This is a genomic window from Flavobacterium hiemivividum (genome assembly GCF_004349145.1).
Taxonomy (GTDB): Bacteria; Bacteroidota; Bacteroidia; order Flavobacteriales; family Flavobacteriaceae; genus Flavobacterium; species Flavobacterium hiemivividum.
Window position 1 is genome coordinate 176,816 of sequence record NZ_SMFO01000004.1, and the last position, 13,653, is coordinate 190,468.

At 36.3% G+C, this 13,653-nt stretch carries 11 protein-coding genes; 4 read left to right on the forward strand and 7 right to left on the reverse strand.

Going from position 1 to position 13,653, the window contains the following annotated elements; all coding sequences use genetic code 11:
- The first annotated feature begins 828 nt into the window (after positions 1-828).
- A complete protein-coding gene (locus E0F98_RS08085; protein ID WP_132110461.1) occupies positions 829-2,223 on the forward strand; it encodes an exopolysaccharide biosynthesis polyprenyl glycosylphosphotransferase in 1,395 nt (464 codons plus the stop codon).
- Positions 2,224-2,773: 550 nt separating this feature from the next.
- Here E0F98_RS08085 and E0F98_RS08090 read toward each other — a convergent pair.
- Both E0F98_RS08090 and E0F98_RS08095 read right to left on the reverse strand, forming a co-directional pair.
- The gene (locus E0F98_RS08090) at positions 2,774-3,940 is read right to left on the reverse strand and encodes an Lnb N-terminal periplasmic domain-containing protein (RefSeq protein ID WP_317126190.1); all 1,167 of its coding nucleotides are present in this window, start codon (positions 3,938-3,940) and stop codon (positions 2,774-2,776) included.
- Positions 3,941-4,676: 736 nt separating this feature from the next.
- Positions 4,677-5,747: a putative type IX sorting system protein PorV2 gene (locus E0F98_RS08095; RefSeq protein ID WP_449404271.1), complete on the reverse strand. Its 1,071-nt coding sequence runs from the start codon at positions 5,745-5,747 to the stop codon at positions 4,677-4,679.
- A 194-nt stretch (positions 5,748-5,941) separates the two neighbouring features.
- Here E0F98_RS08095 and E0F98_RS08100 point away from each other — a divergent pair, with 194 nt between their 5' ends.
- On the forward strand, positions 5,942-6,667 hold the full coding sequence (locus E0F98_RS08100) for a CDP-alcohol phosphatidyltransferase family protein (protein WP_132110280.1): 726 nt from the start codon (positions 5,942-5,944) through the stop codon (positions 6,665-6,667).
- Positions 6,648-7,511 (forward strand): glycoside hydrolase family 25 protein, encoded by an 864-nt coding sequence (locus E0F98_RS08105; RefSeq protein WP_132110282.1) that lies wholly within the window; start codon positions 6,648-6,650, stop codon positions 7,509-7,511. Before E0F98_RS08100 ends, E0F98_RS08105 begins: the two co-directional genes overlap by 20 nt.
- Positions 7,512-7,536: 25 nt before the next feature.
- Here the strand turns inward: E0F98_RS08105 and E0F98_RS08110 are convergent, their stop codons facing one another.
- The 5 genes from E0F98_RS08110 to E0F98_RS08130 all read right to left on the reverse strand — a co-directional run bounded on the left by E0F98_RS08110 (position 7,537) and on the right by E0F98_RS08130 (position 11,238).
- Positions 7,537-7,770, reverse strand: a complete 234-nt coding sequence (locus E0F98_RS08110) for a DUF5808 domain-containing protein (RefSeq protein WP_132110284.1) — start codon at positions 7,768-7,770, stop codon at positions 7,537-7,539.
- 418 nt (positions 7,771-8,188) lie between these two features.
- Complete coding sequence (gene lptB / locus E0F98_RS08115) at positions 8,189-8,929, reverse strand: LPS export ABC transporter ATP-binding protein (protein ID WP_132110286.1); 741 nt, start codon at positions 8,927-8,929, stop codon at positions 8,189-8,191.
- Between the two features lie 190 nt (positions 8,930-9,119).
- Positions 9,120-9,464: a carboxymuconolactone decarboxylase family protein gene (locus tag E0F98_RS08120; protein WP_132110288.1), complete on the reverse strand. Its 345-nt coding sequence runs from the start codon at positions 9,462-9,464 to the stop codon at positions 9,120-9,122.
- Positions 9,465-9,466: 2 nt separating this feature from the next.
- Positions 9,467-10,273 carry a twin-arginine translocase subunit TatC gene (tatC, locus tag E0F98_RS08125; protein WP_132110290.1) on the reverse strand — a complete coding sequence of 269 codons (807 nt, stop codon included), beginning with the start codon at positions 10,271-10,273 and terminating at the stop codon, positions 9,467-9,469.
- A complete protein-coding gene (locus tag E0F98_RS08130) occupies positions 10,273-11,238 on the reverse strand; it encodes a KpsF/GutQ family sugar-phosphate isomerase (RefSeq protein WP_165929297.1) in 966 nt (321 codons plus the stop codon). The genes tatC and E0F98_RS08130 overlap by 1 nt, the downstream gene beginning before the upstream one ends.
- Before the next feature lie 85 nt (positions 11,239-11,323).
- On the opposite strand from E0F98_RS08130, the gene E0F98_RS08135 reads away from it, so the two are divergent.
- Positions 11,324-13,519 carry an ATP-dependent DNA helicase RecQ gene (locus tag E0F98_RS08135; protein WP_132110292.1) on the forward strand — a complete coding sequence of 732 codons (2,196 nt, stop codon included), beginning with the start codon at positions 11,324-11,326 and terminating at the stop codon, positions 13,517-13,519.
- Positions 13,520-13,653 lie beyond the last annotated feature (134 nt).

A 13,653-nucleotide genomic window follows, 5' to 3' on the forward strand; every position in this document is an offset into this window, starting at 1 on the left:
ACAGCCCGAGCCGTTCGCCTTTTAGGCTCAACTCGCGGACTGCTGCCACGCCGTTTTTTCGTTGTTTTTCGCCGTTTTTAATTTAAGGGCGAGGGGAGGAGTTTTCAGATGTCGGTATTGAGTTATGAGTTATGATTGGATGTGTGATAAAGCCAATATGAAAGTGAGAAGCAGTGATCAGTGATCTGAATTCAGTGATCGGTGATCTCAATTAGTGCAATAGTTTCGGGAAGAATAGTTCAGAGGTATTTAAAATTATATGAGAATGTCGGTTTAGCGGACTAGTAATTCAATATTGGGACACAGATCGGGGGATGTTCGCTGATTTTTTATATAGAAATCCGTTTTTACCAGTTTAAATTGTTTTTATCCGTGTTCCATTTTCAACACTTGCAGCAGTACGGGATTGTTAGGATAGTGAGAAGTGAGAAGTGAGAAGTGAGAAGTGGTCATTATTTAGTGATCAGTTTTATTAGTGCCCAAAGGAGCTAAAATGCAGCATGCATTCTTCATTTTTTGTTCGATACTGTAGCTATTTCTCCACTATTACATCGATATTGTTAATTTTTGACAGGCGTTGCGGATCAAGAATTACACCCTTTCTCTTTCACTGCTATGTGGTGGTACTTTAAATGAGTTGGTGTTTGTAAGTCAATGGTTTATATGTCGTTGAGGTTTATAGGAAACTGTTTAACGAGTCCAATTTTACTGAAAAGAGGTGGTGTTTTGCTTGGAAGCTAATCAGCGTTATTTTGTTTGTAGAAATGAGTCGTTTTATGTAGATTACTCAATAAAATTGCTAAATTGCAGGCATATCTACATAAAGTAATGTCCAAGTCCAAGATGCATTTTGAAATATCAGAGCGGAAGTTAATTCTTCGTCTTTTTGATGTTGTTTTTGTTTTAGTCGCCGTGTATTTGGTTGGGACTTTTTTTGAGCTGAACTATTTGGAAGCGGCAGTGACTAACCGATATTGGATTATTTTTTTGGCATTGTACCTCAGTATATTTGGCGCTATTTTCGAAATGTATAATCTTCAGGTTGCCAGCAACCAATTGGCCGTCTTGAAAAGTACGTTTTTAACAGCATCTACTACAGCCTTGGTCTATTTATTGACTCCTGTTTTTTCGCCGGAACTTCCCTCAAACCGAATCCAGATTTTAGTTTTTTACGCCGTTATTTTTAGCACTTTGATTTTGTGGCGGTTGTTTTATGTTCGCTTTCTGGCTAGCAATCGGTTTCTTCAAAACGCGGTGTTGATTTGTGAGCAGGAACAATTGGAAGAATTGATCTTAGGACTGCAAAATATTGATCCGCATTATCGGATTATTGGATATGTAAGTGCTGATGCTACGGAAAATAGTGATATTAGACCCTATCAAGATGTGGAGGCGATACACAAAAAGGATTTGGCTGCCTATGTTAAAAAAAATGCCGTTTCTGAAGTCGTGATTGCTTCGAAAGATACAGCAGGGATAACTTCAGAATTGTACCAGCAATTGATAGAGCTGTTAGAGTCGGGGAAAATCGTCCGGGAGTACACTCAGGTTTATGAGAGTAAGACACATCGCGTTCCGGTACAGTATATCGAAAGGGATTTTTATCGTTTTTTTCCATTTAGCCGCAACAATCAAAATAAATTTTATTTGTCCATTGTTCGATTTTTTGAAATAATTATTTCAATTGTAGGACTTCTTTTATGCGTGGTGTTTATACCCTTTATTATACTGGGGAATGCCATCGGTAATAGGGGGGAGTTGTTTTATACTCAAGAACGTATCGGTAAAGACGGAGTTGTTTTCTCAATTTTAAAATTTAGAAGTATGAAGAATACTTCTGAAGCTGATAAGGCGGTTTTTTCGACAGTTACAGATCCTAGAAAAACCGTATTTGGAAATTTTATGCGCAAAACTCGTCTCGATGAGTTTCCGCAGTTTCTTAATATCTTGAGAGGTGATATGGGTTTAGTAGGTCCGCGCCCGGAACGTCCTTTTTTTGTAAAAGAAATTTCGGAAATCATGCCTTTTTACGAGACGAGACATATCATAAAACCAGGGCTTACTGGATGGGCACAGGTGAACTACTCTTATGGGGAATCGATTGATGACAGTCTGATTAAGTTGCAATACGATCTTTATTATATTAAACATCGGAGTTTTTATCTGGATCTGAATATTGCTCTGCGTACGATTACTACGGTTTTGTTTTATAGAGGGCAGTAGGGAAAGTTTAATGGCAATGGCAATGGCAGTTTCAATGTCAATATCAATATCAATTGTTTATAAAGGGGCTTATTTACTTCGAAAATAAGACTTTGCTATTACATTAAAAATCAATTAAATGCTCTCGAGGCGATTTGAAAAAATAAAATGGACCACGGATGACGCTGATTTGACGGATTTAAACGGATTTGCTTTACTTTTATCTTTGGAAATCTGCAAAATCTGCGTGTCAATTTGATCAATATAATATCCATATAATATCAATGGCAGTTTCAATGTCAATATCAATTGTTTATAAAGCGGCTTATTAAATTCGAAAACAAGCTTTGCTATTACTTTAAAAATCATTTGAAATGCTCTCGAGACGATTTGAAAAATAAAAATGGACCACGGATGACGCTGATTTGACGGATTTGCTTTACTTTTATCTGTGATAATCTGCAAAATCTGCGTGCCAATTTGATCCATATAATTTCAATATCAATGGCAATAGCAAATGGCAATTTCAAAACTCATTGATGTATTTAATTTGTATGATGGATAGCTTTATCTAGATGATAATTGGTGTCGGCTTTTTGTTTTTTAGTGCTAATTTGACCAATATTATTCCACTGGTAATAATTAGAGGTGACACAATTAATAAGTGAGCTTTGTTGATCATTATAAATAAATAGATTACCAAAGAAAGCAAGTTGAATAAAGTGATATTGTAGATCCATTTCTTGTTGTCTGTATGCCAAAAATAAATTAGAACGAGTAAGGCGGGATTGAATAATAAGATATTGTAATTGTAGGCCAGTTCGTGATGGTTTGAATAGAAACCAACAAACAAAAAGAAGATACCTAAAATACCTATAAATAAAAGGTACACTTGGTTTATTATTTTTGAATTCATAAGGATAATAAATCCCAGAAGGATCAAGTAGGTATAGCAATTGTTCCACCAGGAAGTGGGCGGGGATTCATTAAACTCAAGAAGCGTTTTATTCTCCTTGCTAAGCAGCTGATTGTTGAACTGCGCCGTTTTTAGGTTTTTGTTCAATTCGAAAGGCAAAAAGATGTGAGTACCTAGCTTATCTACTTTTTTTCCAAAAATAATACTAGTTCCTAGTTTTTCATAAAAATGACCGTCAAAATAGGGGTATAGAATACTTCTGTAGCTAATATCCGTGTCGGTGTTTTTTTCAATAACGTCGCTGCCGAGGGTTTTATTGATAATATCGACGACCATGGAGGTGCAGTTTTTATCAATAAATTTATAGGTGTAGTAGCTGTCTCCAGAAGCTAATGAAGTATTCAGATTCTCAAACAGTTTTTGTTTTAGGCTATCGGGAATATTTAATTCTTGCTCATAGACAGACCTTTTTTCGTAGTCGTATTGGTTTATAAAATCAGTGTAGGGATGTGTAACGGCAAAATACTGTAGGTCTCCTTTTGTGAATTTAGCGACGAAATTAGGTGTGTTAAAGTCAAAAGCGCCATAATTATAAACCAAATCGATAGATTGGTTTGTATCGTTAATGCGAATGGCGGTATGTCCAAAAAGAGAATAGGACTCATTTCCGGTGCCGCAGGTTAAAACACTAACACGCGCATTTTCTGATAATATCGGGGTTTGTGCAAAGCCGTAGTTCATTGTTGCTATTAGCAGAACTGCACATACTATTTTTTGAAATAATGAATTATTCATTGGGTTTGGTGTTTTGATAATTTTCATATTTTTTTTAACTCAATCATGGATTTTAAAACGATTCTCGATACATCACCAAAATAAGTGACACTCGAATAGACGTTTTTAAAACGGTTCTCGATACATCACGCAAAAAAGCGTGACACTCCAACGGACGTTTTTAAAACAATATTCTCTTTTTTATAATGCTTTCATAAATTATTTATTTTGCGCATCTCTTCATTTCCTTTGCGCATCTTTGCGTTACAGTTTTTTAAAATTGCTCAATTCCTAAAAATCGATACATCGAACAGACGTTTTTAAAACGGTTCTCGATACATCACGCAAAAAAGCATGACACTCGAACAGACGTTTTTAAACGGTTCTCGATACATCAGGCAACAAAGCGTGACACTCGAACAGACGTTTTTAAACAATTCTCGATACATCAGGCAAAAAAAGCGTGACACTCGAACGGACGTATTTAAAATAGTGCTCTCTCAACTATAATGCTCTTATTAATAAATTACTTTGCGCATCTCTTTATTTCCTTTGCGCATCTTTGCGTAACATTTTTTTTAAAAATTCCTTAATTTCTAAAAATCGATACATCGAACAGACGTTTTTAAAACAGTACTCGATATATCAGGCAAAAAAGCGTGACACTCGAACAGACGTTTTTAAAATAATGTTCTCTCTTTTATACGACTCTTAAAAATACATTACTTTGCGCATCTCTTCATTTCCTTTGCGCATCTTTGCGTAACAGTTTTTTTTTAATCGCTTAATTCCTAAAAAGCGATAAATCCACTTTTAGTGAAAAGATATTCGAATACAAAGCTGCACTTTGATTTCCTAAATCAGTTAAGGCATAATCCACTTGGATGCCTTTGTATTTAAAACCCAGGCCGATATTAGGCTGGAAACTTACTTTTTCGGTGTTGTCTAATTGTTCTATATTTTGAAAATTACCCGCACCCGCCCGTACAAAAACAAGATTGGTATATCCAAATTCGAGTCCTAATGCTGGATCTACACTCACAAAATCAGAGGAAAAAACATCATTGGTTTTGGCAAAACGCATATTGACATTGGCGGCAGCCATGATACTGTAATCGTAGCGAATAATGAATTTTTTGGAAAGTCCTAGCTGTGCTTTTGGAGCTGTGATCTCTGTACTTTCAGGAAGTTCTTGATTCTGTCCCGGTATAGCATCAGCAATTTTTTGATATTCTTTTTCGTCTATATTCCAAACATTGTATGTTGTTGTAATATCGCGAACCATTAAGCCAAATTGCCAGTCGTTTTTTTCGAATTGGAGTCCGACGTCAAATCCAAATCCCCAAGAATCGGCAAACTTCCCGATTATTCTTCTTATTATTTTAGCATTTACACCGTATTGAAATCCGGGAACGGTTAATTTTCGAGCATAAGAAAAAGTAAAACCATAATCAGCTGTAGAGAAAAGGCTAATTCTATTGTAATCAATATTTCCGTCGCTGTCTATTAATTCTGTAGTGTTCAAAATATCATCGACACCAAAACGGATTAACGAAATACCGTAAGCACTGCGGTCGTCAATGGGGCTTGCATAGCCAATGTAATCGTACTGGGCAATATTTGCAAAGTAACTCGCGTGCATTAAAGCCAGTTGACTATCTTCTAATTTGGTTAATCCTGCGGGATTCCAGTAGCCAGAATTTACGTCGGCAGTTGAAGCTGTCACGGCATTTGCCATTCCTAAGGCTGCCGCATCGACACCAATATTCATAAACTCATTGGAATATTTTCTAACCGCTTGACCATAATTAGCGGTACAAACCAAAAGCAATAAAAAGAATTGAATTTTTTTCAATCGTGCTGTTTTTTATGAAGCCAAAGCGGAATTTAATTTTTACCAAAAATATAATATTTTGCTGAGCTTAGTTCGTTCTTTTATTAAATAAACCGTCTTGCAAATTTTACTGTTGATAATCTCTATAAAAAACGGCTGCTGCATTCACTTATTATATTAAATTTGTCCGATAAGACTCTAAAATTCGATACGCAATGAACATTAAAAAACACATCCCTAATTCAATAACATTACTTAATCTACTTTGTGGCTGCATTGCGATGGTCTTTGTGACGAAATCCGATTTTGAAATGGCTTTTTATTTTGTATGTCTTGGAATCTTTTTAGATTTTTTTGATGGCTTTTTTGCTCGATTATTCAAAGTTTCAGGTCCGCTAGGATTACAATTAGATTCATTAGCTGATATGGTTACGAGCGGTTTTGTACCGGGATTCGTTATGTTTCGTATGCTGTCGGAAAGTCAGCAAGATATTTCGGGGCACTATATGTTGCCTTATCTTGGTTTTATTATCACCATGGGTTCTTGTTACCGTCTCGCTGTGTTTAATATCGATACCCGTCAGACAAATTCCTTCATTGGATTGCCAACGCCTGCCAATGCTCTTTTTATATTAAGTTTACCCCTAGTTTTAAAATATTCAGATTCTTTGCTGGTTCTCGAAATCCTAACAAGTCAATGGGTTTTATTATGTGTTACACTCTTTAGTGCTTACATTTTGAATGCCGAGATTCCGTTGTTTTCTCTAAAGATTAAAAAATTCAACCTCAAGGACAATGCACTTCAAATTGTCTTTTTGTTCCTATCGTTTTTATTGCTGGTTTTTTTCCAATTTGCAGGAATCCCAATGGTTATCATTGGATATGTATTACTGTCAGTAGTGAGCAATAAATTTTCGTTAGATGAGAAAAGCAAACGTTAAAAGGAAGCCGCCGGTAAGGCGCAAGGCTAAAAAGAAAGCTTCTTTTTTTTCTGGTAAGGTTTCACGCTTTGCAATAGTTTCATTTTTTATACTTCTTCTTGTTGGCGTTGGGTATCATTATCGAAATGGCCTGGCTTATTATTTTAGTTTTAAATCAGATAAAGTTTTAAGGCAAGAGGCAGAAGATAAGCGTATTTCTGATGTTCGAAATTACCAAGTTCTAGACAATCATCTAGGAAAGGCGGTGGGAATAGATGTTTCTGAGTACCAAGGGAGAATTAAATGGGCCGATGTTGATACTATAGAAAGCAAATATGCTGTGCGATTTGTATTTATTCGAGCTACGGTTGGAAAAGACCGCTTGGACCGGAAGTTTGAGAAGAATTGGCTTGGCGCCAAAGAAAACAAATTGATTCGAGGGGCTTATCATTACTATCGCCCCAATGAGAATTCCATAGAGCAAGCCGATCTTTTTATTAAAACGGTGTCTTTAAGGAAAGGGGATTTACCGCCTGTTTTAGATATTGAAAAACTACCTAAAAATCAGTCTGTCGAGCGATTAAAAATCGGCTTAAAAAGATGGTTGAAAAGGGTAGAAGAGCATTATAAAGTGAAACCGATTATTTATACCGGCGAAAGTTACTATGATGATTTTTTAAAAGAAGAGTTTAGTGATTATCTTTTTTGGATCGCTAATTATAATTTTTACCGCGAAAGTATGGAGGAAGATTGGTTGTTTTGGCAGTTTACTGAAAAAGCAAGCGTGCCAGGAATAAAAGGGAATGTAGATGTAAATATCTACAACGGCGATTTGCAACAGCTGCAGTTTATTACTATCGAATAATTTTTAGAGCTAGAAGAAATTGCTACTATTTCTTTGGGGAGAAGATAAGAACCCCGATTATAAGCATTAGCAGTAGTACAAATATTGCCACTGAAATAGTGTTAGCAAAATTGACTGTCCAACCCATCCAGGCAATTCTTTTAGGCGGAAGGATACGTTTGTCCTCTTTGTTAAAATAGAATATTCCGCCAATCCAATTGTTAGGGTCTTTGTGCCATTTTTCTAAAGTTTCTTTACTTGGTTTTTCTTTTGGAGTCATTTTGGTTAGCTAATAGATTAAGATTGTCAAATTCCTTGACTTGTGTATATGTGCGTCAACTAGTTTCTAGACTTCGTGCGGATTATAAAATGTTCTCGATAAAATTTTTTAAGCAGAACGTTGATTTTATAAAAAGAGCTCTGCGCAGCTTAAAAAATCACTCGAACTGACGTGGTTTTTTTACTATAACTATCACCCTCTTTCTGGTAGATATTGGACTGAAGGTACGAGAGTATCGAGAACTTTCATTGCACAATCATTCTTGAAATATTTTTTTCACTCCAACTAGCATTCTTTTTCTGACAGCTATCGGAATGAAGGAACGAGAGTATCGAGAACCTTCCTAGCACAATCATTAATGAAATGTTTTTTCACATCCAGTCACCCCCTCCTTTGGAGGGGGCTGGGGGGAGGACTTTTAAAACTCGATCTTCTTCTTTCTCAATTCAAAATTTTGTCCCAGATATACGCGACGTACCATTTCATCTTCCACTAATTCCTCTGGAATTCCAGCTTTTAAGATTCCGCCTTCAAACATAAGGTAGGTTTTATCTGTAATAGCTAAGGTTTCCTGAACGTTATGGTCCGTGATTAGTATTCCGATGTTTTTATTTTTTAATTGCGCTACAATCCTCTGAATGTCTTCTACAGCTACGGGGTCGACTCCAGCAAAAGGTTCGTCAAGTAAGATAAACTTTGGGTCGGTTGCTAGGCATCGTGCTATTTCAGTACGACGGCGTTCACCTCCAGAGAGTAAATCGCCACGATTTGTACGGATGTGTTCTAAGCTAAACTCGGCAATCAGACTTTCCATTTTGGCAACTTGCTCTTCTTTGGATAGTTTAGTAAGTTGTAAAACGCTCAAGATATTGTCTTCGATGCTTAGTTTTCTAAAAACAGAGGCTTCTTGCGCTAAATATCCAATTCCGTGCTGTGCGCGTTTGTACATTGGATAATCGGTGATATTCAAATCGTCAAGATAGATATTGCCCGAATTGGGTTTTACCAATCCTACAATCATATAAAAAGAAGTTGTTTTTCCGGCACCATTTGGACCTAAAAGTCCAACGATTTCACCTTGATTTACTTCTACCGAAATGCCTTTTACGACGCTTCGTCCTTTGTATGTTTTTATTAAATTCTCGGCTCTTAATATCATGTGCTTTGGTTTAAACGTTAAGCGTTTAATTAGGTGATCGACAGTTTAAGTGTATCGCTTTTTTATGAGATACATCGAGAACTATTTTTAATCCTTGCAAAGAAACGAATTTCGTTTATTTGGCTTTAGCTTTTAACTTCAATTTTGGATTTTAACTTCTGATCCCGATAGCTATCGGGACTAAATTATGCTAATTTTCATCAAGCGCTTCCCAGAACTCATAGGCTCTACGTAAATGTGGTACTACGATAGTTCCGCCCACTAAGGTTGCGATTCCCATTGCTTCCATCATTTCTTCTTTGGTTACCCCAATTTTATGACTGGTTTCTAAATGGTATTTTACACAATCGTCACAACGAAGTACAGCCGAAGCCACTAAACCTAGTAGTTCTTTGGTTTTTACATCAAGAGCACCGGCAGCATACGCATTAGTGTCTAGGTTGAAAATACGTTTCACTATTTTGTTGTTGTCAGCCAGTAATTTTTCGTTCATTCGAGAACGATATTCATTAAATTCTTCGATAATATCAGCCATAATTATTCTTTTTTATTTTTAGATACAAATACTGAGATAAAGATACTTGCTTCGTAGATTAGTAGCATTGGGATTGCAACAATAGTTTGACTTACTACATCTGGAGGTGTTACGATCGCGGCGATAATAAGTACAAGTACAATTGCATATTTTCTATATGTTCTTAGGAAAGCTGGGCTTACTAAACCTAGTTTTGTTAAGAAATAGATGATAATGGGAAGTTCGAAAAACAGTCCGCTCGCCAACACGGATGTTTTTACCATTCCGATATAAGATTCTAGTGTAAACTGATTTAGTACAATGTCACTGACTGTAAAGGTCGAAACAAAGTTTATTGACATGGGAATAACCACAAAATAGCCAAATATGACTCCGAAAAAGAAAAGTAGCGAAGAGAAAAAGATAAATACTTTGGCATTTTTCTTCTCGTTCATATATAAGGCCGGACTAATAAACTTCCAGATTTCGTATAAGATATAAGGGAAGCTTAAAATAAATCCTGCAAGAATACAAACCCAAATAAATACATTTACCTGTCCTTCCATTGAGGTATTCTGAATGATGAAGGGCATTTCGGTGATGCAAATATTGTCTGCGAAGCCCAAAGAATGCGATAGCTCGCAGAAAAATTGATAGGTAAAAAATGTAGGTCTTGTAGGTCCAAATATTATAGTATCGAACAAAAAGCCACTAAAAAAATAAGTGGCGATAGCCATAATAATTATTGCGATCGTGCTGCGTACTAGTAACCATCTTAAATCTTCAAGATGATCTAAAAACGACATTTCGTTTTGATTTTTTTTTGCCATTATACTATTCCTTCTTTTAAAATATCGTGTAAATGTAAAACGCCTTTGTACTCGCCTTGATCAACTACCACTAATTGTGTGATGGAAAAATCTTCGAGAATATTCAATGCGTCAACAACCATATCTGTGGATTGAATTACTTTTGGATTTTTGGTCATAATGTCCTTCGCTGTCAACTCGGCAAAAGAATCTCTTTCATTCAACATTCTTCGAATATCACCGTCAGTTATAATTCCGATTACAATATCATTTTCAATAACGGCAGTAACACCTAGGCGTTTTTCGGAGATTTCGAAAATTACTTTTTTAATTGGCGCATCAGGAGAAACCATTGGTTTTAAAGTGTGTTCCAGCATGTCTTGCACTCGGAGTAATAGCTTTTTGCCCAAAGCACCGCCAGGATGATAAACGGCAAAATCTTCCGGTTTGAAGTTTCGCATTTCCATTAAGCAAACTGCAACAGCATCGCCCATTACTAATTGTGCGGTAGTGCTATTTGTAGGAGCGAGATTATTAGGACAGGATTCGGCGTCAACAGTAGTGTTTAAAACAAAATCAGATCCTCTGGCAAGAAATGAAGTCATGTTTCCGGTGATGGCGATTAGTGTATTTCCAAAACGTTTTAGAAACGGGACAACGGCCTTTATCTCTGGACTGTTTCCGCTTTTTGAAATACAGATAATAATATCGTCATTTTGAAGCATTCCTAAGTCACCGTGAATGGCTTCGGAGGCATGAAGAAACATGGATGGTGTACCGGTAGAATTAAATGTGGCGACCATTTTTTGAGCAATGATTGCACTTTTTCCGATCCCAGTTACGATTAATCTGCCTTTAGAATTATAGATTGCCTGCGTTGCATCTGCGAAATTTTCGTCTAGAAAATCAGTTAGTTTTGTAATTGACTCGCTTTCAGATAAAATGGTTTTTTTGGCTAGAGCCAATATGTTTTCTTTAGATATCAAAACAGAATGTTTAAAATTTGTGAGTGTAAAAGAAAGTTGTATCTTTATATGGTGCAAATTTATACAAAATACCATATAATAAAGAATGAATTCAAACGAAATTGATATCCATAAAGAATTAAAGAAATATTTTGGCTTTAGCCAATTTAAGGGGCTGCAGGAACAGGTTATTAAAAGTTTACTCAATAAGCAGAATACATTTGTAATTATGCCTACAGGCGGTGGGAAATCGCTCTGTTATCAACTGCCCGCTTTAGTTCAAGAAGGAACCGCTATTGTTGTTTCTCCTTTAATTGCTTTGATGAAAAACCAAGTTGATGCCATTAGAAGTTTATCTTCAGAAAAAGGTATTGCTCATGTTTTAAATTCATCCCTTACAAAAACCGAGATCGCTCAAGTTAAAAAGGATATTACTTCGGGTTTGACGAAGCTGTTGTATGTTGCTCCAGAATCGTTGACGAAAGAGGAAAATGTCAATTTCCTTAAAAACGTAACTATATCTTTTGTAGCCATTGATGAAGCTCATTGCATCTCTGAATGGGGGCATGATTTTAGGCCGGAATACAGGAATCTAAAGAATATAATCAAGCAAATAGGAGACGTGCCCGTTATTGGTCTTACCGCTACGGCTACTCCAAAGGTGCAAGAAGATATTCTGAAAAACTTAGATATGTGTGATGCCACGACTTTTAAAGCGTCATTCAACAGGCCTAATCTTTATTATGAGGTACGCACAAAGACAAAAAATATAGAATCAGATATCATTCGATTTATAAAACAGCACAAAGGAAAATCAGGAATCATCTATTGTCTTAGCCGTAAGAAAGTGGAGGCAGTGGCTCAAGTATTGCAGGTAAACGGTATTAGTGCTGTGCCATACCATGCTGGATTAGATGCTAAAACGCGGGCAAAACATCAGGATATGTTTCTTATGGAAGATGTAGATGTGGTTGTGGCGACAATCGCGTTTGGAATGGGAATCGATAAACCGGATGTTCGTTTTGTGATTCATCATGATATTCCAAAATCACTCGAAAGTTATTATCAGGAAACAGGACGTGCCGGTAGGGATGGTGGAGAAGGACATTGTCTTGCTTACTATTCGTATAAAGATGTAGAGAAACTAGAAAAATTTATGTCTGGTAAACCTGTGGCTGAACAGGAAATTGGTTTTGCTTTATTACAGGAAGTTGTTGCTTATGCAGAGACTTCGATGTCGAGAAGAAAATTTTTACTCCATTATTTTGGTGAAGAATTCGACAGTGCTACAGGTGAAGGTGCTGATATGGATGATAATATAAGAAATCCAAAAGTAAAAGTAGAAGCCAAAGACCAGGCAGTGAAATTGCTGCAAGTAGTAAGAGATACCAAGCATTTATATAAATCTAAAGAAATTGTTTTTACGCTAATCGGTAGAGTCAATGCGGTCATAAAAGCGCATAGAACCGACTCGCAATCATTTTTTGGATGCGGTGTAGCGTTTGACGAAAAATATTGGATGGCTTTATTGAGACAAGTTCTCGTAGAGGGTTATTTATCGAAAGATATAGAAACTTATGGTATTGTAAAAATCACCGAGAAAGGATTGGCTTTTATTGAGAGTCCAAGCTCCTTTATGATGTCTGAAGATCATGAATACAATGAAGCTGGAGACGAAGCAATTGTAAGTGCGTCAAAATCTGCTGGAGCTATTGACGAAGTTTTGATGGGAATGCTACGTGATTTGCGTAAAAAAGCATCTAAGAAGTTGGGAGTGCCGCCATTTGTTATTTTCCAAGATCCTTCTTTAGAAGATATGGCTTTAAAATATCCTATTTCGGTGCAGGAGTTGATTAACATTCATGGAGTAGGAGAAGGAAAAGCGAAGAAATACGGTAGTGAATTTGTCGAATTAATAAATCGCTACGTAATAGATAATGAAATTGTGCGTCCAGATGATTTGGTTGTGAAATCGACTGGGCTTAATTCAGCCAATAAATTATATATAATACAAAACGTTGACAGAAAATTATCTTTGGATGATATCGCTAAGGCGAAAGGGTTGACGATGGAAGCCTTACTTAAGGAAATGGAGCAAATTGTGTATTCAGGCACCAAGTTGAATATCGCATATTGGATTGACGATATGCTTGATGAGGACCAACAAGAGGAAATTCATGATTATTTTATGGAATCAAAAACCGATAAAATTGAAGATGCCTTGAAAGAATTTGAAGGTGACTATGATATTGATGAATTGCGCTTGATGCGAATTAAATTCATTAGTGAAGTGGCTAATTAGGAAGTTATCGGTTTTCAGTTTTCAGAGATTTTAGTGTTTGAAATACTGCTACTATTTGACTTTTGAAAATACTGATAAAATAGATCCGCAAACTTGTCCTTCTGACGATGGAGGAATCACAGCGTAGGTAAGTA

Coding starts and splice junctions, on each gene's coding strand:
- tatC (WP_132110290.1), bottom strand. CDS start 10,273: ATGGCAAAAAAAAATCAAAACGAAATGTCGTTTTTAGATCATCTTGAA.
- E0F98_RS08100 (WP_132110280.1), top strand. CDS start 5,942: ATGAACATTAAAAAACACATCCCTAATTCAATAACATTACTTAATCTA.
- E0F98_RS08135 (WP_132110292.1), top strand. CDS start 11,324: ATGAATTCAAACGAAATTGATATCCATAAAGAATTAAAGAAATATTTT.
- E0F98_RS08110 (WP_132110284.1), bottom strand. CDS start 7,770: ATGACTCCAAAAGAAAAACCAAGTAAAGAAACTTTAGAAAAATGGCAC.
- E0F98_RS08105 (WP_132110282.1), top strand. CDS start 6,648: ATGAGAAAAGCAAACGTTAAAAGGAAGCCGCCGGTAAGGCGCAAGGCT.
- E0F98_RS08120 (WP_132110288.1), bottom strand. CDS start 9,464: ATGGCTGATATTATCGAAGAATTTAATGAATATCGTTCTCGAATGAAC.
- E0F98_RS08090 (WP_317126190.1), bottom strand. CDS start 3,940: ATGAAAATTATCAAAACACCAAACCCAATGAATAATTCATTATTTCAA.
- E0F98_RS08085 (WP_132110461.1), top strand. CDS start 829: ATGTCCAAGTCCAAGATGCATTTTGAAATATCAGAGCGGAAGTTAATT.
- lptB (WP_132110286.1), bottom strand. CDS start 8,929: ATGATATTAAGAGCCGAGAATTTAATAAAAACATACAAAGGACGAAGC.